This is a genomic window from Pedobacter sp. KBW01 (assembly GCF_003852395.1).
Taxonomy (GTDB): domain Bacteria; phylum Bacteroidota; class Bacteroidia; order Sphingobacteriales; family Sphingobacteriaceae; genus Pedobacter.
Genome location: NZ_QAJQ01000004.1, coordinates 36737 through 56716, shown reverse-complemented (window position 1 = coordinate 56716; position 19980 = coordinate 36737). Strand labels below are relative to the sequence as shown.

The 19980-nt window shown below is 39.9% G+C and carries 17 protein-coding genes; 4 read left to right on the top strand and 13 right to left on the bottom strand.

Annotation, left to right across the window (positions count from 1 at the left end; translation table 11 throughout):
* Positions 1-27: 27 nt before the first annotated feature.
* The 5 genes from rnr to DBR40_RS03875 all read right to left on the bottom strand — a co-directional run bounded on the left by rnr (position 28) and on the right by DBR40_RS03875 (position 6037).
* On the bottom strand, positions 28-2160 hold the full coding sequence (gene rnr / locus DBR40_RS03895; protein WP_124558505.1) for a ribonuclease R: 2133 nt from the start codon (positions 2158-2160) through the stop codon (positions 28-30).
* Between the two features lie 163 nt (positions 2161-2323).
* On the bottom strand, positions 2324-3355 hold the full coding sequence (locus DBR40_RS03890; RefSeq protein ID WP_124558504.1) for a sialidase family protein: 1032 nt from the start codon (positions 3353-3355) through the stop codon (positions 2324-2326).
* 2 nt (positions 3356-3357) lie between these two features.
* Positions 3358-5064, bottom strand: a complete 1707-nt coding sequence (locus DBR40_RS03885; protein WP_124558503.1) for an ABC transporter ATP-binding protein — start codon at positions 5062-5064, stop codon at positions 3358-3360.
* Positions 5064-5324 carry a hypothetical protein gene (locus DBR40_RS03880; RefSeq protein WP_124558502.1) on the bottom strand — a complete coding sequence of 87 codons (261 nt, stop codon included), beginning with the start codon at positions 5322-5324 and terminating at the stop codon, positions 5064-5066. Before DBR40_RS03880 ends, DBR40_RS03885 begins: the two co-directional genes overlap by 1 nt.
* The gene (locus tag DBR40_RS03875) at positions 5324-6037 is read right to left on the bottom strand and encodes a 3'-5' exonuclease (protein ID WP_124558501.1); all 714 of its coding nucleotides are present in this window, start codon (positions 6035-6037) and stop codon (positions 5324-5326) included. The genes DBR40_RS03880 and DBR40_RS03875 overlap by 1 nt, the downstream gene beginning before the upstream one ends.
* 78 nt (positions 6038-6115) lie before the next feature.
* On the opposite strand from DBR40_RS03875, the gene DBR40_RS03870 reads away from it, so the two are divergent.
* Positions 6116-6613, top strand: coding sequence for a DUF1579 domain-containing protein (locus tag DBR40_RS03870; RefSeq protein ID WP_124558500.1), 498 nt, complete (start codon positions 6116-6118; stop codon positions 6611-6613).
* A 111-nt stretch (positions 6614-6724) separates the two neighbouring features.
* On the opposite strand, the gene DBR40_RS03865 is transcribed toward DBR40_RS03870, so the two are convergent.
* The 6 genes from DBR40_RS03865 to DBR40_RS03840 all read right to left on the bottom strand — a co-directional run bounded on the left by DBR40_RS03865 (position 6725) and on the right by DBR40_RS03840 (position 13294).
* Entirely contained in the window at positions 6725-7615 is an 891-nt protein-coding gene (locus tag DBR40_RS03865) for a DUF72 domain-containing protein (RefSeq protein ID WP_124558499.1), read from the bottom strand.
* A 145-nt stretch (positions 7616-7760) separates the two neighbouring features.
* Positions 7761-9149: an arginine decarboxylase gene (locus tag DBR40_RS03860; RefSeq protein ID WP_090764474.1), complete on the bottom strand. Its 1389-nt coding sequence runs from the start codon at positions 9147-9149 to the stop codon at positions 7761-7763.
* Positions 9150-9361: 212 nt separating this feature from the next.
* Complete coding sequence (locus tag DBR40_RS03855) at positions 9362-9982, bottom strand: hypothetical protein (protein WP_124558498.1); 621 nt, start codon at positions 9980-9982, stop codon at positions 9362-9364.
* A gap of 180 nt (positions 9983-10162) precedes the next feature.
* Complete coding sequence (locus DBR40_RS03850; RefSeq protein WP_124558497.1) at positions 10163-10741, bottom strand: PhnA domain-containing protein; 579 nt, start codon at positions 10739-10741, stop codon at positions 10163-10165.
* Between the two features lie 62 nt (positions 10742-10803).
* Complete coding sequence (gene ctlX / locus DBR40_RS03845) at positions 10804-11715, bottom strand: citrulline utilization hydrolase CtlX (protein WP_124558496.1); 912 nt, start codon at positions 11713-11715, stop codon at positions 10804-10806.
* 127 nt (positions 11716-11842) lie between these two features.
* Positions 11843-13294, bottom strand: a complete 1452-nt coding sequence (locus DBR40_RS03840) for an arginine deiminase family protein (RefSeq protein WP_124558495.1) — start codon at positions 13292-13294, stop codon at positions 11843-11845.
* Between the two features lie 184 nt (positions 13295-13478).
* Here DBR40_RS03840 and argS point away from each other — a divergent pair, with 184 nt between their 5' ends.
* Positions 13479-15251, top strand: a complete 1773-nt coding sequence (gene argS, locus DBR40_RS03835) for an arginine--tRNA ligase (RefSeq protein WP_124558494.1) — start codon at positions 13479-13481, stop codon at positions 15249-15251.
* A 153-nt stretch (positions 15252-15404) separates the two neighbouring features.
* On the opposite strand, the gene DBR40_RS03830 is transcribed toward argS, so the two are convergent.
* The gene (locus DBR40_RS03830; RefSeq protein WP_124558493.1) at positions 15405-16529 is read right to left on the bottom strand and encodes an AI-2E family transporter; all 1125 of its coding nucleotides are present in this window, start codon (positions 16527-16529) and stop codon (positions 15405-15407) included.
* Positions 16530-16901: 372 nt separating this feature from the next.
* Here DBR40_RS03830 and mnmE point away from each other — a divergent pair, with 372 nt between their 5' ends.
* Positions 16902-18260 carry a tRNA uridine-5-carboxymethylaminomethyl(34) synthesis GTPase MnmE gene (mnmE, locus tag DBR40_RS03825; protein ID WP_124558492.1) on the top strand — a complete coding sequence of 453 codons (1359 nt, stop codon included), beginning with the start codon at positions 16902-16904 and terminating at the stop codon, positions 18258-18260.
* Between the two features lie 193 nt (positions 18261-18453).
* Here the strand turns inward: mnmE and DBR40_RS03820 are convergent, their stop codons facing one another.
* Positions 18454-18735, bottom strand: a complete 282-nt coding sequence (locus tag DBR40_RS03820; RefSeq protein ID WP_124558491.1) for a hypothetical protein — start codon at positions 18733-18735, stop codon at positions 18454-18456.
* 387 nt (positions 18736-19122) lie between these two features.
* On the opposite strand from DBR40_RS03820, the gene DBR40_RS03815 reads away from it, so the two are divergent.
* The gene (locus DBR40_RS03815) at positions 19123-19665 is read left to right on the top strand and encodes a hypothetical protein (protein WP_124558490.1); all 543 of its coding nucleotides are present in this window, start codon (positions 19123-19125) and stop codon (positions 19663-19665) included.
* Positions 19666-19980: the final 315 nt, after the last annotated feature.

The following is a 19980-nucleotide window of genomic DNA, read 5'->3' as shown; positions in this document are numbered from 1 at the left end:
TGTTTCGGGCACAAATGTCTTAATTTTTTAATCAGGAATAAGGGTGAAATCAATTTGACGCTTAGAAAGGTCAACTTTTTTTACACGGATCATCACTTCATCACCCAGTTGGTATTTTTTCTTCTTTCTTTGGCCCACAATACAGTAGTTTTTTTCGTCAAGAACGTAAAAATCGTCAGATATATCGCGTAAACGGATCATACCTTCGCATTTATTCTCTTCGATTTCTACATACATGCCCCACTCGGTGACACCCGAAATAATGCCTTTGTATTCCGTACCGATATTGTTTTCTAAATATTCGGCCTGTTTGTATTTAATCGAAGCTCTTTCGGCATCAGCAGCCCGTTTCTCCATCGCCGATGAATGAACAGAGGCAACTTCGTAAAACTCCATATCGGCCGATTTTCCTCCGTCTAAATAAGTTTGTAGTAAACGGTGGGCCATCACATCGGGGTAACGGCGTATAGGCGAGGTAAAGTGTGTATAATATTCGAAAGCCAGGCCGTAATGGCTGGTTTTTTTAGTCGTATAAATTGCTTTGGCCATAGAACGGATGGCCAGTGAGGTTAAAATATTCTGCTCTTTTTTGCCTTCCACCTCGCTCATTAAATGGTTTAGCGATTTGGCAATTTCCTTATCCGATTTGGTGTTGATTTTATAGCCAAAACGGGAAGCAAAGTTGGCAAATGTGTTAAGGGTTTCCATGTTTGGCGAATCGTGCACCCGGTAAACAAAGGTTAATTTTTGCTTACCCTTGCTCTTTTTGGCAATAAACTCGGCCACTTTGCGGTTGGCCAGAAGCATGTAATCTTCAATCAGTTTATGGGCATCTTTACGCTCTTTCACATACACGCCTATAGGTTTACCAGTTTCATCGAGCTTAAATTTTACTTCGGTACTCTCAAAGCTGATGGCACCATTTTTAAACTTGCGGTCGCGGAGAATATAGGCCAACTCATTCAGTTTCAGTATTTCGGTTACGTAATCGCCGGTTTTACTTTCAATCACTTCCTGAGCTTCTTCATATGCAAATCTCCGGTCGGAATGGATAACTGTTCTGCCATACCATTCATTTTGGATGTTCGCCTGCTCATCGAGCTCAAAAACAGCTGCGAAGCACAGTTTATCTTCGTGTGGGCGAAGCGAGCATACCCCGTTACTTAAACGCTCAGGTAGCATCGGGATTACACGATCAACCAGGTAAACGGATGTAGCGCGGCTATAAGCTTCTTTATCAAGCTCGCTTCCCTGAATTACGTAATGCGAAACATCGGCAATGTGGATGCCGATTTCATGGTTTCCGTTTGGTAATTTCTGGTATGAAATAGCATCATCAAAATCTTTGGCATCAGCCGGATCAATGGTAAAAGTTAAAACATTCCTAAAATCCTTGCGTTTGGCAATTTCGGCAGCCGGAATTTCTTCGGGAATGGCATTGGCTTCTCTTTCTACCTGTGGCGGAAATTCTAAAGGAAAACCATATTGCGCTAATATGGCATTCATTTCGGTATTGTTCTCACCCTGGTTGCCCAGTACATGTTTAACTATGCCAATTGGGTTTTTAGCACTCTCAGGCCAGTCGGATAGGGTGACCAAAACCCTTTGGCCACTTTTTGCACCATGTGTATCGGCCAACGGCACAAAAATATCGTGCATCATTTTTTTATCATCGGCAATTACAAAGGCAAAGCGGTCCGAAATTTTAATGACTCCGGTAAAATCAGATTTGGCCCTTTTAATGATTTCGATTACTTCGCCATCATTTTTGCGGCCGCTCTTTTTGGCAAATACATAAGCTTTTACGGTATCGCCATGCAAGGCATTTTTAAGCTTTCGGGGCGCAACAAAAATGTCTTTTTCAAACTCATCTTCGGGTACAATATAAGCTGAACCATCGGCAGTCATATCAACGGTACCAATAATGAAGTTCTGCAGTTCCTTAAGTTTAAATTTCCCTTTTTCGGGTTCTAAGAAAATGCCATTGTTTTTGCCTTCTTTTAATATCTCTAAAATCGTTTCTCTTGATTCATGATCGTTTAGGTTTAGTTTGGCTGAAACCTGTTTGTAATTGAGCAGTTGATTATTGTTTTTTTCAAAAACGTCACTAACCAATTGATTCAGAACCAATTTTATATTTGCCGATTTTTTCTTTGCCATACGCTAAACTGAATTTACCGAAGATACAGAAAAGATAGGGAAATGGTGGGTTTTAGGACGTAAAAATGGAAGAGGGATGATGTAATATGTATGAGGGAAGATGGATGATGGAAGAGGTAAAATGGAATATGTATAATGGAAGGTAGCAAGAAACCTCTAGTTACTATTCTGTTAATTTAAGCTCTACATAGGTAATATTTTTGCGCTCCGCCGTGTAACTGAGGTGGATATTCCCTTTTTTATCCTGAATAATGGCCGGGTAGCTGAATTCGCCTTTTAAATGATTTTCGAGAGTATAAATATCTTTCCAGTTTTCGCCATCGGTAGATATGGCCAGCTTTAATACAGTCCGGCCTTCCCACCAGTTTTTACCAGCCGTTTGTGGATTGTAAATGAGCAATTGGCGGCCGTCTTGTAGGGTTACGGCATCGCTGCCCGAATTCGGGTTAGGCAATTGTGTAGGCTTAAGTTTCGACCAGGTTTCACCATTATCAGCAGACCAGCTTTCTACAATTACATTTTGCCGGCTTCTGCACAGCAGCTGTAATTTGCCATTGGGATAGCTAAGAATAGATGGCTGAATAACGCCAAAAGTATCGCAATTGATATTGATTTTTTTCCAGTTTTTGCCTTTTGCATCTGATTTTTCAATATGGATATTCCATGTTTTTTCATCCAGGCTTTCTGTACTCGATGGGTAGAGGATATTTCCGTTTGCTAACTGTATGGGTTTATTTTTAATGGGACCTAAAAAATCTTTAGGCAGTTTTTTAGCTTTCGACCACGTTTTGCCATTGTTGGCCGATGTTTTGTATTCGGCCCACCAGGTACGCGGATTTTGCCCTACTTTGTAATGTAAAAATAAGACCCCGTTTTCTGCTTTAAATAATACCGGATTCCAGCAGGCCAAACGACTGGTATCATTTTGTATCCCATTGGCAATTTCAACAGGCTGACTCCAGGTTTTGCCATTTTTTACAGCCGACCAGATGACCACATCTTTACTGCCTTCGTGTTTACCGCCAAACCAGGCCGCCATAATTTTTCCGTTCCCGAGGTTAACCAGGGTTGAGGCATGACAGGCTTCGAAAGGAACCTGGTTAAAAACAGGGCTTGACTGCACAATTTCTACTTTTTGTGCATAACCGTTGAAGGTGAAAAACAAAAGGGTAACTACGCTGAAAAATCTAAACATATTTATTGGTGCCCGGGAATGGCTGCTATAAGTTTTTGGGTATAAATGGCTTTAGGCGAGCTGAATAACTGCTCGGGAAAGCCTTCTTCTTCAATTTTTCCTTTGTTCATGACTAAAATACGGTCTGAAATGTGTTTTACCACAGCCAGATCGTGGGAAATGAAAATATAAGTCAGGCCAAATTCTGCCTGTAAAGATTTAATCAGGTTAAGAACCTGTGCCTGAACGGAAACATCGAGCGCTGATACTGATTCATCGCAAATGATGAATTTAGGTTGCAGCGCCAAAGCCCGGGCAATTACCACCCGTTGCCGCTGGCCGCCACTAAATTCGTGCGGATAGCGGTTGTAATGTTCTGCTTTTAAGCCAACCTTATCCAGTAATTCCAATACCTTTTCTTTTCGTTCGGCATCGTTTTGATAAAGTTGGTGTACCTGTAAAGGTTCAAGAATGGCTTGACCAATGCTTAGCTTCGGATTTAACGAAGCATAGGGATCCTGAAAAATAATCTGTATGTCTTTTCTAAGCTTTCTCAGTTCGCCTTTGCCCAGGTGTGTAATGTCTTGTTCGTTAAATACAATGCTGCCTGATGTTGGTTGTATAAGTCTTAAAATGGTACGGCCTAAGGTTGTTTTGCCGCAACCCGATTCGCCTACAAGGCCTAAGGTTTCTCCTGGGAAAACTTCAAAATTAATCTGGTCAACAGCTTTAACATAATCAGTAGTTTTACCGAACAATCCGTTGCGGATAGGGTACCAGGAGCATAAACCTTTAACTTGCAACAATGGTTTTTGCTGGTAAAGTATCTGCCGTCGTTGCGCAATTTCAGTTGCAGTTAACTGGTTCGATAGCTGTAAATAAGCAGGCATATCACCGGTTTCGTTGTTTAAAAAGTCGGCTATAACAGGTAATTTTTTTAATTGCAGGTGTGGTGAAGGTCTGCAGGCCAGTAAACCTTTGGTATAGGGATGTTGTGGATTTTCGAATACTGATTTTGCTGGTCCCTGCTCTACAATTTCGCCCTTATACATCACGGCAACTTCATCGGCGATTTCGTTTACCACACCTAAATCATGCGAAATAAAGATCATGGCCATATTGCGCTCTGTTTTGAGTTTAAGCAGCAATTGCAGGATGGTTTTTTGTACGGTAACATCCAGGGCAGTTGTAGGTTCGTCGGCAATAAGCAATTTTGGATTGCAACTCAATGCCATGGCAATCATTACCCGCTGTTTTTGTCCGCCCGAAATCTGGTGCGGGTAACTGTCGAATATTTTTTCGGGCCGGGGAAGCTGAACTTCGTTAAATAAGGCAATAGTTTGTTTTTTTGCTTCGGTTTTACCTACTTTCTGGTGCAGGATAATGGCTTCTGCCACCTGGTCACCACAGGTAAAAACCGGATTTAGGGAAGTCATGGGTTCCTGGAAAATCATCGAAATCTGATTCCCTCTAATCTGCCTAATTTCGTTAGTATTTAAATTAAGCAGGCTAATGTCTTCAAAATCAATGCCGCCGGTAATTTTTGTAAGGCGTTCATCATGTAAACGCATAATTGAAAATGAGGTAACTGATTTACCAGAGCCCGATTCGCCCACAATGCCTAAAACAGTGCCCTTTTTTACATTAAAGCTGATTTTTTTAACGGCGCTAAACCAGTTTTTATCTTCTTGGTTATAGAAATCGATATTTAAGTTCTCAACGTTTAGCATTAAATTTTAGAGATTATGATTTCTTTCGATCCATTTTCCAGACTATTGTATTCATCTAAATGATAGTGGCAATCTAACGGAGTTTCGTTTTGTGCCAGAAAAAGCAGGTGTTTTGCTAATGAGATTAATCCTGCCTGGTTTGCACTAATCACTATCTGATCATTCACTACATCAGTTCTAATGATAAAACCATCCTCCCAGTTGCAGACAGCACCGCTTTCTCTGGAGTATTGCGGGATGTTTAGTTTTAGCTCTCTCATCAGGCTACAATGGTAATGTTTTCTGCCGGAATTATGTCCATTCCTTTAAATTTTAACAATACCTGTGCCGTAGTAATTACATCTTTCTGGCAATAGGTAACAATCCGTGGCAGGTTCTTTTCTTCGTAGTATACCTGTTTCACCTGACTGCCGTTGATATCGTCTTTTGGGGTGGGAATATCCAAAATGGCTGCAAGCAGGTTGAGCGAAGTGAAATGTTTGTGGTCGCCAAATTTCCAGAGCTCCATGGTATCGATGTGGTTTACTTCCCATGGCTTTTTACCCGCTAATTGCAATTGGAGGGGAATTTCGATGCGGTTAATTAAGAGCCTGCGGCACAGGTAGGGAAAATCAAACTCTTTTCCGTTGTGGGCGCAGAACATTAAGTTTGGCGTTTGTTTATTGAGTAATGCCGAAAATTGCAAGAGTATTTCCCCTTCATCATGACCAGAAAAAGACTTGATTCGCAGTTTGTTTGTTTTTTCTTCTGTATAGAAAATACCCAGACTTATACAGATGATTTTACCAAATTCGGCCATTATACCTGCGCGCTCGTAAAATTCTTCTGCACTTTGGTCATGGTTGCGCTGGTAATGTGTTTTATGCTCCCAAAGCTCCTGAAAATGAGGAGGTACATCCTGAAATGACGGGTATTGTGGAACGGTTTCAATATCGAGCACCATTACCTGGTTTAGATCTAGCGTTTTTAACATACGTACAGTTTTCAGTTATCAATTTACAGTTTTCATTTCATAATTATAGCAGACGAACTTTATTTTATAAGTTTGGATATGGCGAAAAGTAAATTCGAGCAATCTTTAGCAGATGGCGCTCATCAACAACTTCAAGGTTTGGTTGGCAACTGGAAGGGCAATACCAAAACCTGGTTTGAAAAAGATATCCTGGCAGACGAATCGCCGTCAGCAGGTGCGATTACTTCTATTTTAGGGGCACGGTTCATTTCGTTCGATTATAGTGGAAGTTTAGAGGGAAAACCTTTTGAGGGTAAAATGATTATTGGTTTCGATATTCCTTATCAACGGTTTACGGTAAGCTGGGTAGATAGCTTCCACATGGGCACGCAGATTATGCTCTCGAGTGGTGAGGCTACCGCCAATGGGTTTTCTGTGTTTGGTGAATACGGGAGTCCGGAATATGGCGAACAGCTTTGGGGATGGCGCACGGTTTTAGCAATAAACAGTGCCGATGAAATTGTGCTTACGGCCTATAATGTTTCGCCGGAAGGAGAAGAAGCCAAAGCGACGGAAACAGTTTATAGGAGGATTTAAAGAAGTTGTTAGTCGGGATTTGCAAATCCCGACATAAGTTTAAATTTGTAAGGTGGGTTAAAAATCCACAACTCATTTATCCGAGATTACAAATCTCGAATAACAGTAAGTTTAAAACAGTGTGGGAGTAGTGGTAGCCAATACCGGAATTTTTAAATCCGTTTCGATTGCTTTGTTTAATTTTTCAATAAAATAGGCAGATAATAGGGGCGAAGCTAACTCTACGTTTTGGTGTACAAAGAAATAGAGGTTTTCGAGTCCTTGTGCCTTCCATTGTACAATTCTTTCTACCCATTCATCTAAACGCGTATAATCGCTTTCGTGATTTGCACCTACATAACGTATAAAGGCGGTTGGGCTAGTGAGGCGCATATGCAGCATATCGCGTCTACCTGCTGTATCTACAATAATATTGGCTACGCCGTTTTCCTGAAATAACTGAGCAAACTCGTCTGCAATAGCCGGATTCGAAAACCATTCTTCATTACGCACTTCTACACCCAGTGGAATTACTTTTGGAAATTCGCTTACTACGGTTTTAAGCCTTTCAAAATCTTTCGGCTTAAAATTATCGTGCAGCTGTAAGAAAGCCATACCGAGTTTGTCTTCAAAATTACTAATGGCATCGCAATATTGCTCAACTGGTTCCTTTACGTTAATTAGTCTTTTAAAATGGCTAATCGTATTGGTTAATTTCGGAAAGAATTTAAAATCAGCCGGTGTTTTTTGTGTCCAGGTGATTACCTGCTCGCTCGAAGGCATGCCATAAAAGGTTGCATTAAGTTCGATTGAATTGAACTGTGTTGCATAGTAAGTTAACTCATCTTTAGTACCTTTTGGGTAAAAGCCTTTTAAATCGGCCTTATTCCACTTTGCGCAACCTACATGAGCTGTAAAAGCCTGTTTGGGTTTATTGGCTGCTAAAATAGCTGCAGTTTCTGGTGCATCTATAGGGAGTTTAAAATCTATTATTGAGGGGTCTTCTACTTGGCCGAATTTCATAGTAAAATGTTTAAGATTTTCTTTAAGTTTTAACGGCTAAGTTAGCAAAGAAACACAAAGAAAATATTTTGCGCGCATAAAAAAGAGCGCCAAGTAAATACTTAGCGCTCTTTGCGAAAAACTTTTGTGTCCTTTGCGGTTAAGACTAGTAACCCAGTATCTTCAATACCTGCTTACTGTTTTGCTCTTCTCCAAAAACTTCGAAGTTGAAACTTTCGTCGCGGTTTCTGCGAATCAGAACATGTTTTGGACTAGGCAATAAGCAGTGGTGTATACCACCATATCCACTCAGTACCTCTTGATATGCACCAGTATGGAAGAAACCTAAATACTGAACTTTACGCGTTTTAGGCATAAACACACTGTTCATATGTGCTTCCTGATTGTAATAATCCTGTCCATCGCAGGTAATACCACCTAAGTTAACCCGTTCGTATTCAGCGTCCCAATTGTTGATAGGTAGTAAAATATATTTTTGGTTCAGCGCCCAAACATCAGGTAAGTTGGTGATGAAAGAACCATCCAACATTAACCAGCGTTCGCGGTCGTTTTGTTGTTTACGGCCTAAAACTTTATATAAAATACCCGAAGCTTCTGCTACGGTGTATTTACCAAATTCGGTAATAATATCTGGTTCCATTACTTCGTGAATGGCGCAGATTTCTTTAATCCTTTTCACAATTTCGTTTACCATGTACTCGTAATCGAAATCAAAAACCAGCGAATCTTTAAATGGCATACCGCCACCAATATCGAGAGTATCTAAATCAGGGTTGATTTTTTTGAATTTGCAATAAAGGGTTACATATTTCTCCAGCTCGTTCCAGTAGTATGGCGAATCGGTAATACCCGAATTGATAAAGAAGTGCAATAGTTTTACCCTGAAATTAGGGTTGTGAACGATTTTATTGTTGTAGAACTCAATTACATCTTCCATACGTACACCTAAGCGTGACGTGTAGAATTGCGAATCGGGTTGCTCCTCAGCAGCGATACGGATTCCCAGGTTACAAGGGGTATCGATATCTACCTCATCATCAAAAAGGTTAAATTCCTCTTTGTTATCTAAAACAGGAATAATGTTGGTGTAACCATCGTGCAGCATATCGATGATATACTGTTTGTACTGGTAAGTTTTAAAACCGTTGCAGATAATGGTAGTATCTTTGGTCAAAGCACCTTTTTTCTCCAGGGCATCAACCATTGGCATATCAAAAGCAGAAGAAGTTTCCAGGTGGATATTGTTCTTAAGTGCTTCTTCTACAATGTGTCTGAAGTGCGAACTTTTAGTACAATAGCAATATTTGTAATCGCCACGATAGTTGTTTTTTAAAATGGCAGTTTGGAAAAGAATCTTCGCCTGTTGAATTTTCTTACTCACCATGGGTAAATACGTGAAACGTAGGGGAGTGCCGTAAGTTTCGATCATTTCCATCAGGTTTAAATCCTGAAAATATAATTCATCATCTATAACATCAAAGCCTTCCTGTGGAAAGCCAACGCTTAGATCGAGAAATTCTGAGTAACTCTGCATTTACTTTTAAATAATTTTTGCAAAAATGTAATTTTAAATCGAGAATTAAACGGTATTGATAATATTTTTACTGTAGAGAAACGGATTGTAGCTTATAGTAGCAGTTGTTGAAAAGATGTTGTTGTAACGATACAATCGTTAGGCTATTTGGGCACGCGTTGGAAACGCGCGCCAGCAAGGAAAATAGGATGAAAATAAATAAAAAAAGTTAATTATGGCTTTGAAGCAGCTGATGCTAAATTGTCTTTTTTTGTCTGATATCTTATAAGTAATTCTTTTAAGGCTTTAAATTTAAAGTTTGAATTCATAACTTCTGATGAGAGTAGAGGTTCATCTGATAGTGCTGAGGATACAAGTTGTTTATAATTTGAGAAATCTAGCGGATAAGTACTACCTTTTTCTTCAAATAATAGTACTTCTCCTTGGCTTACATATACCTTAGATCTAAGGCTAGTTTGATTAGATATATTTTGGCCAGAATACCCCATTATTGATCCATATCTTAAATAAAACTTTCGCTGAGGGGTTGTGGCTAACCATTTCCCCAGAAATTTTTTGTCATCTGACCCTTTATATGTCAGTACAACGAGACTATCTTTGCCAGCCTGTCTTACAACTGATTTTACCGATTCTAATTTTAATCGAATTTTTGCTCCATTTGGGCCTGTACGATAGTATAAAGTGCCATCTGGTTCGTAACAATAAATCAAACCGACATGCTTAATAGATTTTAAATCGTAGTACCAGCCTCTTTGAAATAAAGCATCGGGACTTACTAGGCTTGAACAGCTAGCAAACACTATCACAGATAGTAATAAATAAAAAGGTTTCACTTATTATGGAGTATTAGTTTAATTTTGGAACCGGATAGTTATATTTTTAAAGGCCTTTGTTTAGAAGAAAAACAAGTAATGAGGTTATTGTCGAATTTCATAATTATTATTTAGCTAGAAGCTTTTCTATATTCTTTTTAAGCACGAATTGGAAGCGCGCGCCAGCGAGATAAAGGGGGCTTAACCTTTTCTTAAATATTTTGTTAAAATCACAATGGTTTGTCCTTCTACTTTACCCTCAATTTGTTTGGTATTATTGTGCACTAAACGGATGTTTTTAACCACTGTACCCAGTTTGGCACTGAGTGTTGATCCTTTAACATCAAGCGTTTTAACCAAAACTACGGTATCGCCTTCAAATAAACGTGCACCGTTGCTATCCTGATGAAACTCTACAGTGCCTTCCTGTTCATGGTCTCCGGTTTTTTTAGCCCATTCTAAAGTGTCCTCATCAAGGTATAATATATCCAGGCTATCAGCTGCCCAGCCTTCATTTCTTAAGCGGCTTAACATGCGCCAGGCCACAACCTGAACCGGAGCAAATTCCGACCACATGGTTTCTGTTAAAATTCTCCAATGACTGGCATCAAGCTGTTCGTTCTTTTCAATCTGGTCTAAGCAGGTTTTACAAACTAATATGCTATTGTCGGCATTGGCATTGCTGGTAGGCGGCACTTCGTAAACCGACAAATTGGTTTCGGATGTACATAATTCGCATTTATTGCCTGATCGGGTTTGTAGTTGTTGTACTAAAGACATCTGATTGAAAATTTTCGGCGAAAGTACTAAAACTTGCCGGAATAATCGAGTTTAACTTGCTGTTACTTTTCGGGCAAGTGGATTTCGGCCAGCATGCACCTTGCACTACCACCACCATTTTTTTCGATGGTATAAAGTGGCGCATAAATGATGCGGCTGTATTGTTCCAGAGCCGTGATCTGTTCAGGGGTTAACGATAAATAAGCCTGCTCTGACATTACCAGTAAGCTTTCGCCTTCTGCATTCGAAAGTTGTAACATATTGCCCGCAAACTGGTTCATTTGCCCTAAGCTAATCTCGATAATTTCTTTGCCGCTTCCTTTTAAACTGATACTAACCTGCAACCGCTCTTCTGGATTGCGGATCGAATCGAGGCAGACTACCGCAAAACGATCGCCAATGCACATCATCACATTGGTGTGGTAAATGGGGAAGTTGTCACTATCAACAGCTTGAAAAACAACAGGTTCATATCCCGTGAGCATGCAAAAGTTATTCAGAACTTCCTCATCGGTACGCACACTTAAGCAGGCGTAGGCAATTTTATTGGTGCGATCGAGTACCATACTGCCTGTTCCTTCTAAAAACGCATATTGCATTTCGTAAAAGCTCAGATCGCTTACATGGTTCAATTCAAAACGGTTGTTCAGCCCATCCAATATTTCTTTTCTGCGTTCTAACCGGCGGTTTTCAGAAAACATGGGGTAGAGGTAAACCGATCCGTCTTCGTGAAAGGAAACCCAGTTGTTCGGAAAAATAGAATCGGGTGTTTCGGGTTGTAAGGTATCGTCTACAACGGTTACATCAACATCGTTTCGCCTTAACAGTTCAACAAAACCATCAAACTCTTTTAAGGCCTGTGTCTGTACGTCCTGTGCTTCGGATGCCACCTGAAATTTGTTATTCCCTGCCGTTTGCTCATTAAATTTAAAGTCGACAGGGCGGATCATGAGGATATGGTTGGTAGTTTGCATTTTTCAGTATTGAGTATTTAAAGTAGCAAGAATAAAGTAGCGGGTTATAAGATGTGATTAATTCAAATGTTTAATAATTAATGGTTGATAGCTTTTGTTTTCAGTACTATAACAAATGAACTAATGACTAATGAACCAAATTATCTCTTAAAATTGGTAAACTCATACAATGGAAACCACCGCGGGCACGCGAAAGTTCTGCCGATGGCATTAAAATTAAAGTATCGGTTATGGTTTCTGCATTTACCTTGCCACTTTCCAGATCCTGGATTAAATCTTTTACGTCTATCACATCAAATCCGGCTGCTTTAAAGGCTTCAACCGTTTTATCGTTCCTGTCGTAACCTAAAACCACACCTTCTTTAATGGCTAAAAGGTTGCACGAATCGGTCCATTGTTCTCTTGAGTCGTAGGGGAATGTATTGTTTCCACTATAGATGATCTTAGTTGGCTCGGTGCTTTTTAGGTCGTTCTGGCTAATGTCGTTCAGCAAAGCTTCTACATGTTCGAAATGTTTAGGCTCCTGCGGATTGGCTTTGGTAAACTGAATGGCAGTAGTTGCTTCGAGTTTTTCGGGCTCCTTTAAGAAGTTGATCGGCTCGTAGGGGTTGTATTTTGGTGAGTGTGCAATCGAATTTAAAATAACCCAGGTATTGCGTTTAACCTGGGTGAAAACGGTGTCGAGGTGCATGTAATCGCGTTTACTCGGTATTTTTACGACAGTAACCTTTTCTACCACATTCTGCTCAAACAATAGTTTAATGGCTTCATTTGCTCCATGTTCTGAAGTTCGTTCGCTGCAGCCAATTAATACGTGGTTGGGGCTTACCATCATTACATCGCCACCTTCTAAAGTGGTGCTGAAGGCAGGTTCATCGCCCGGGCGTAAAAAGTGCATGGTTACATCCGGAATTTCGAGGATGTTGTTGCGGTAAGCTTCAAACAAAGGGTGATTAAAGAAAATATAGCGCATTAAAAGGGTTTCGCGCACGCGGGCTTTTTTTGCCGGCTTATTTAACAGGATGTGGTTATTAATGGTGGTCCCCACATCGCGGGTAAAAATCAGATTAGGTATTGGCGCAAAGATCATGGTATCGTTGGCTAAAGTACCCGAAATAAAAATCTCTGCCAGTTCTTTGGCTGGGGTGTTGGTGAGCGCAATCTGCACTTTATAGGTACAGCCTTCAATGGCACAAACTGCGGCTACCAGTTTCTTTCTGATAGATTCATCCTCGAGCATTTCGCTCAATAAATTCTGGATTTCGATTACTGCAGTCGAATTGTGAAAGTCGGGATGATTGGGTTTGTAAAAATTTCGGTTGGCAGCTTCCGAATCAATTTCGGCCAGTTTACCTTTAATTTTTTCAGGATCTAAAAAATACATCAGCAGTTTGATGTAATAATCGTATTCGCCCTTGCGGATGGTATCTAAATGTACAATATCTTCGAAAAGCCAGTCTTGCGCTTTTGATGGCACAACCTTGCCTAAACCGCTATCCGGACTATGAATTAATAATTTACGCAACCTGCCGATTTCGGTGTTTACATTCACTTTAAAATTTAGATTCTGCTCGCTCATAAATAAATTAGTTGCTACAAAGCTATCATTTTTTTTATAGTCCGGAAGTCCGGTGTCGGCGGTCGGAAGTTTTGACAACCATAAAACAAAACCCTGCGGAAGGCTTCAGTTGGATAAATAATATTGCTCCATACTTCTAACTCCGGACTTTCCGACTCCGGACTTTTTTCTCTATTTTTACGCCATGAATTTTATTATTACCGAGACACAGAAAGCTATTTTGGAGCTTTATAAAGAAGAAGTAGCTGAAAGTGTAATCAATATACAAGAAACGCGTAAAGAATTTGAAGGACAGGCTACAATTGTGGTTTTTCCAATTACCAAAATTTCTAAAAAATCGCCAGAGCAAACTGCTACCGAAATTGGCGAATATTTAGTTACCCATGTTGAAAATGTAACCAAATTTAACGTGGTTAAAGGTTTTTTAAACCTGAGTATCGCCGAAAGTTATTTCTTAAAGCAGTTTAATGAAGAAATTTTAGCGCCAGATTTTGGTGTGTATCCCTCAAACGGGAAAAAGGTAATGGTCGAATATTCGTCGCCTAATACCAACAAACCGCTTCACCTTGGGCATGTGCGTAATAACTTATTGGGTTATTCGGTGTCTGAATTGCTTAAGGCTTATGGTTACGATGTAGTAAAGGTAAACCTGGTTAACGACCGTGGTATTCACATCTGTAAATCGATGCTGGCCTGGCAGAAATGGGGCAATGGCGAAACTCCCGAAAGTACAGGTGAAAAAGGCGATCATTTGGTTGGAAGGTATTATGTAATTTTTGACAAGGAATATAAAAAAGAGATAGATGCCTTAAAAGCCAAGGGACAAACCGAAGAAGAGGCCAAGAAAAATGCACCACTGATTAAAGAAGCGCAACAAATGCTTTTGAAATGGGAGCAGGGCGATGAAGAAGTGGTTTCGCTTTGGAAAACCATGAACGAGTGGGTGTACGCCGGTTTCAATATTACCTATAAAAACCTGGGGGTAGACTTTGATAAGTTTTACTATGAAAGCAACACCTATCTTTTAGGAAAAGGTACGGTTGATGAAGGTTTGGCCAAAGGTGTTTTCTTTAAAAAAGAAGATGGTTCGGTATGGATTGATTTAACGGCTGATGGCTTAGACCAGAAACTGGTGCTACGTGCCGATGGTACTTCGGTTTACATTACTCAAGATTTGGGCACTGCTGAGATGAAACACGACGATTTCAATATGGATGAGTCGATTTACGTGGTAGGCAATGAGCAGGATTATCACTTTAAAGTGTTGTTCCTGATTTTAGAGAAACTGGGTAAAAGCTGGGCTAAAGGTTTGTATCACCTCTCGTACGGCATGGTAGATTTACCGAATGGAAAGATGAAAAGCCGTGAAGGAACTGTTGTAGATGCCGATGAACTGATTGAAAGCATGGTGACTACTGCCCGCGAAAAAACTGAAGAATTGGGTAAAACCAATGATTTTAGCGAACAGGATAAAGCCGAATTGTACAAAAATATTGGTTTGGGTGCTTTAAAATATTTCTTACTGAAAGTAGAACCTAAAAAACGTTTATTGTTTAATCCTGCAGAAAGTATCGATTTTCAGGGTAACACTGGTCCGTTTATTCAATATACACACGCCAGGATTAAATCGCTTTTAAGTAAATCTAATTATCAGTTTAGCACTGGTAGCGATCAGTTTTCGGGAATATCGGAAGTTGAGCTTGAAATGATTTTACAACTGGCTAAATACCCTTCAGAAATTGCCATTGCAGCCAAAGCTTATAGTCCGGCGAGTTTGGCCAATTATTTATATGAACTGGCTAAACTATTCAATAAATTTTACCACGAGGTGCCACCAATTGTAAAAACAGAAGAGGGCGACACGAAACAGTTCCGTTTAAATCTGAGCAAGAAAACCGCAGACATTATTTATTCCGGGATGCTTATTCTGGGAATTACCTCTCCGGAAAGGATGTAATATGGAAAATGTAAGAGGGAAGATGGAACATGTTGGGCAGGAGATCTGAATTTAGCCATATTATAAATAACAGAAAAGAGAAAAAGCATCGTTGGTTAAACCTTCGATGCTTTTTCTTTTCCATGCTATGAGCTATGAGCTATGAGCTATGAGCTACTTCTTCTCCGTTCCAGATTTTACAGCCACAGGTTTCTTTTTTCTAAATGCAGGGAAAGTCATAGGGCTTTTGGCTGGTCGTTCATCACCCAATAAAACACCCCATTGTTTAAACGATTCGGTACGATCGAAGATGATTTTCAACACGGCCACAATTGGTAAAGCTAAAAACATACCCGAAACGCCCGCAATACTGCCACCAATAAATACACCCAAAATAGCAAACAGGGCATTAATTTTTACTTTAGAACCCACAATGCGCGGCATCAGGATGTTATTATCTAAAAATTGAACAAATGCAATTACGCCCAGTACAGTAACTACAGGCCAGAGTTCTTGCGAGGAAGTAAGTGTTAGCAATACGCCAATGATATTGCCAATTAAAGCCCCAACATAGGGTATAAGATTTAGGATGGCGAAAATAACCCCGATTAATAAGGCATGCTTAATGCCAATTAGCATTAATATACCACCCAATAAAATGGTCATATAGCTAATCTGGATCAAGAGGCCGATTAGGTAGCTTTTGATGATTGATTCGGTTTCGAAAATAGCTTCTTTTACTTTAGGGTGATCATCGGTTTTAAACCACATAAAAATAAAACGAAGTAAAATATCTTTGTAAAACAGCATTAAGTAAATGTAAATGGGCAATAGACCAATAAATACAAAAACACCACTCAGGGTTACGGCAGCCCCACCAGCAAGCGATGTGCCCATGTTCATCAGGTCGTCGCTTTTGGCTTGTATAAAGGCTTTTTGTTGTTTGTCATCGTAATGAGTAATACGGCTAATCCAATCGCTTAACGAATTAATGTGCTGGCTAACGTTGGCTTTAATTTGCGGAAAATCTTTAACCAGAATACCGATCTGGTTAGAGAAAAACCATACAATCAATCCTACAAAGAGGGCTACCAGTAGAATGGGCAAGATAATAGAGAGTGATTCGGGGATTTTTTTTCTTTTTAAAAAGCGGTAAACCGGTAGGAGCATAATGCTGATGAAAAAGGCCATGAGCATGGGCATAATAATGTCGCGTCCAATAACCATCACCGCTACAATAGCCATCAGGCCCAGTAGCTCAATCGATCGTTTTACGGTCAGGGGTAAATTGTTAGTCATATATAGCTTATTCTGATTGAGGTTTAAACAGCGTTAGGTAGAAAATGTTTTGGTAAGGCAAAGTTAGTTAAGTTTCGCATAGGGGATTGGTTGTGAATCAATTTTAAACAAGCGATTTACAAGTTAACCGAAATAGTTAAAGAATAAGTTTGGCGTATAGTCCTTCGACTACGCTCAGGGTGGCAATCTCATTTAAGCTGAGACTGGGTTAAACTATGGGTTGATACTGTTAAACTATGGGTTGATACTAAAGAACCGGTGACGAATGAACTATTGAACCAATAACCAACTGAACGAATAGTAAAAAAATTACTTCCCAAACACCATATACCCGCAGATTAGGCTTATTTTTGCGGCTTTTACAATTTGATCATGAACAATCAGGATACCATTATCGCATTATCTACCCCGCCAGGATCGGGTGCCATTGGCGTTATCCGTTTATCTGGGCCCGAAGCCATTTCACTTACCAATGCAGTTTTTGCGGGTAAAGATCTCGAAAAACAGGTTTCGCATACCTTGCATTTCGGCCTGGTTAAAGATGGTGATCATATTGTAGATGAAGTGGTAGCCGGTTTGTATGTAGCACCAAAATCCTACACTAAAGAAAATGTGGTCGAAATTTCGTGCCATGGTTCGAATTATATTATTCAGCAGATTATTAACCTATTGATTCGCAAAGGGGCAAGGGCAGCTAAACCGGGCGAGTTTACCCTCCGTGCTTTTTTAAACGGTGCTTTCGACCTGAGTCAGGCAGAAGCAGTAGCCGATTTAATAGCTTCAAATTCAAAGGCTTCGCACGATGTAGCCATGCAGCAAATGCGTGGTGGTTTTGCTACTGAGCTTAAAGGCCTGCGCGAGCAACTGATTCATTTTGCTTCAATGATTGAACTCGAACTCGATTTTGCCGAAGAAGATGTCGAATTTGCCAACCGCGAGCAGTTGAAAAACCTGGTCAAAAAAATTAATTATGTACTGCAGCGCCTCATTTCTTCTTTCGAAATGGGTAATGTAATTAAAAACGGAGTTCCTATCGTAATAGCAGGGAAGCCCAACGTGGGTAAATCGACCTTGTTAAATGCTTTGTTAAATGAGGAACGTGCCATTGTTTCTGACATTGCCGGTACTACCCGCGATACCATTGAAGACGAACTAACTATTGGTGGAGTCGTTTTTCGTTTTATCGATACTGCGGGCATACGCGATACAGCGGACATTATCGAAGCGCTGGGCGTAGAGCGTACGCTCGAAAAAATGAAGCAGGCCAAACTGATTATTTATATGGCCGATGCAGCCCAAAGCGTTGCCGAAATTGAAGAACAGTTACGCGGACTGGAGCAATTGGCTATCCCATATTTAATTCTGGTAAATAAAGCCGATTTAATTACCGAGCTACAGCGCAAGGCTTTTACTGATTTGAATGTGGTGTTTATTTCGGCTAAAGAGAAACAGGGCATTGAGGCATTAAAAACCACTTTGTTAGAACAGGTAAACCTCCACCACATCAATACCAGCGAAACATTGGTAACTAATATCCGCCATGTAGAAGCATTGAAACAAACCGAGCATGCGTTACAACGGGTACTCGATAATGTAGATAATCCGGTAACTTCCGATTTTTTGGCTATGGATATTAAACAAGCCCTCCATTATTTAGGCGAGATTACCGGAACAGTGACAACGGATGATTTATTGGAGAATATTTTTACGAAGTTTTGTATCGGCAAATAATCCAACTACTGCTGCTAAACAATGAAGTGAGGGAGAAGACAAAAAAGGATGATGAATGGCTTTTGGATAAGCTTCAGTTTTCTTAAGCGCTTTAGAAACAATTCTCTTTCTTGTGGTTAACACTGTGTTAAGGTTAGGTAATTTGGTCTGTATTTGATTTTATTGACCCATGTCAGAAAAACTGATACACAATTTAAGTATTCTTAATTAGTAGTGCTAAGTGTCTTTGCGGATTTGCACTGATCGTCCGCTCCGCATCAAATACATCGCCCGGGCTAACACCTGTCTTAGACCAAGCGAATTCATATTGGTTTTGCCAGTGAAAAGTTACACGCGATCCCGTAGAAATCCGCCTAGCAAACCAGGCCAGCGGCATGGTCATACCATCCTGATTGTCCGGCACCTGCTGAAAGATGCAGAAGTTATCATTTGCAGTCGAGTTGTTGACGATCGTTATTGAATAAGGGCGTGACATAAAATAGGATTGAAGCGCTATAAGATAAATTAAATTATAAATTCCCTACCCGGTGATGGATAGGAATAGCGAATATAATAAAATGTTGGATTACCTATTACTAGATCTCGAATAGAAAAATTCCAATATTTTAAAGGCCAGAAAGTATAGGCGTGGTGTTCATGGGAAGGATTTAGCCTCCGTTAAAACCTTTAAATTCTTCACCTTGCCGGGTGCATCTTATTCCTGTCTTTTCGCAAAAACTGTTGATCGAAAAAATTAAAAGCATGGTTTTACATCACTGAATATGCTAAAATTTTGCATCTTTAGCACGTAGATTTTAATTAATCAATCTATCAGGAACCGCCGAAAACTGCATTTTGAAAGAGTAGGCAACAAACGTTTTCAATGAAAAAAATATTTATGGGGTCAATCGCCCTAGCAACGCTCTCGCTATCTATTCTCTTATTTCAAGTTAGTTGTAAAAAAGAAGTAAACGCCCAAAACTCAGGTAACTACGTTTTGCCACCAGCAACAACATCCACAATGGGTGGAATCATTGTCGGAAGCGGCCTAAGTGTAAGCCAGAACGGAACACTCTCAGCCAATGCAGGTACAACCCAATTAAACAAATTAATTTACTCCAGAATAACCTACGATGCTGGCGGGACTTATAAAGGCGCTGAAATATGGACAGCCAATTATGACGGTAGTGCACAAACAAAAATCAATGTTTCCCTACCTAGTGGTATTGTTTTCGCTGAAAACCCATCACCTAAACTTTCTCCTAATGGCACCAAAATTTTCTTTACCGCAGGCCCCTCATCAAGTTATAATCCAACAATGGCTTCAGTTGAAAGCCTCTATTCCTGCAACATAGATGGAAGCAGTGTAGTTAAGATCATCGAGGGCACAACAACAAGCCGTATTGCAGATCTTTCAGCATACTAATGTTTAAGCCTTCGGGAATAAAATTCATTTTTCCATAAGATTATAAATTAGCAAAGGTGGCCACTTGTTTTTTCAGCAAAGTGGTCACTTTTAGCTCTTAACCGACAATTTTTTTTGCTTAAAAAGGGTTGTTTAGCTACATTAGTAGAAGACACCATGTTGGTACATATTATTATTATAAGAAGGAAACAAGGTTCAGTAAATGGAAGTTTGCTTATTTAGTCTTTAGAGTATGTAAGAGATGCGCTATAAAATTTTCTTATTATAGTTTTATGTCAATAGGCCCTATAAAATATCCTATTTCACCACCTCCAT

What these genes read in the sequence shown, in the direction of transcription:
- DBR40_RS03885 (WP_124558503.1), bottom strand. Translation starts at nt 5,064, where the DNA reads ATGCTAAACGTTGAGAACTTAAATATCGATTTCTATAACCAAGAAGAT.
- DBR40_RS03860 (WP_090764474.1), bottom strand. Translation starts at nt 9,149, where the DNA reads ATGCAGAGTTACTCAGAATTTCTCGATCTAAGCGTTGGCTTTCCACAG.
- DBR40_RS03820 (WP_124558491.1), bottom strand. Translation starts at nt 18,735, where the DNA reads ATGTCACGCCCTTATTCAATAACGATCGTCAACAACTCGACTGCAAAT.
- rnr (WP_124558505.1), bottom strand. Translation starts at nt 2,160, where the DNA reads ATGGCAAAGAAAAAATCGGCAAATATAAAATTGGTTCTGAATCAATTG.
- DBR40_RS03875 (WP_124558501.1), bottom strand. Translation starts at nt 6,037, where the DNA reads ATGTTAAAAACGCTAGATCTAAACCAGGTAATGGTGCTCGATATTGAA.
- mnmE (WP_124558492.1), top strand. Translation starts at nt 16,902, where the DNA reads ATGAACAATCAGGATACCATTATCGCATTATCTACCCCGCCAGGATCG.
- DBR40_RS03850 (WP_124558497.1), bottom strand. Translation starts at nt 10,741, where the DNA reads ATGTCTTTAGTACAACAACTACAAACCCGATCAGGCAATAAATGCGAA.
- DBR40_RS03870 (WP_124558500.1), top strand. Translation starts at nt 6,116, where the DNA reads ATGGCGAAAAGTAAATTCGAGCAATCTTTAGCAGATGGCGCTCATCAA.
- DBR40_RS03830 (WP_124558493.1), bottom strand. Translation starts at nt 16,529, where the DNA reads ATGACTAACAATTTACCCCTGACCGTAAAACGATCGATTGAGCTACTG.
- DBR40_RS03865 (WP_124558499.1), bottom strand. Translation starts at nt 7,615, where the DNA reads ATGAAATTCGGCCAAGTAGAAGACCCCTCAATAATAGATTTTAAACTC.
- DBR40_RS03890 (WP_124558504.1), bottom strand. Translation starts at nt 3,355, where the DNA reads ATGTTTAGATTTTTCAGCGTAGTTACCCTTTTGTTTTTCACCTTCAAC.
- DBR40_RS03815 (WP_124558490.1), top strand. Translation starts at nt 19,123, where the DNA reads ATGAAAAAAATATTTATGGGGTCAATCGCCCTAGCAACGCTCTCGCTA.
- ctlX (WP_124558496.1), bottom strand. Translation starts at nt 11,715, where the DNA reads ATGCAAACTACCAACCATATCCTCATGATCCGCCCTGTCGACTTTAAA.
- DBR40_RS03880 (WP_124558502.1), bottom strand. Translation starts at nt 5,324, where the DNA reads ATGAGAGAGCTAAAACTAAACATCCCGCAATACTCCAGAGAAAGCGGT.
- argS (WP_124558494.1), top strand. Translation starts at nt 13,479, where the DNA reads ATGAATTTTATTATTACCGAGACACAGAAAGCTATTTTGGAGCTTTAT.
- DBR40_RS03840 (WP_124558495.1), bottom strand. Translation starts at nt 13,294, where the DNA reads ATGAGCGAGCAGAATCTAAATTTTAAAGTGAATGTAAACACCGAAATC.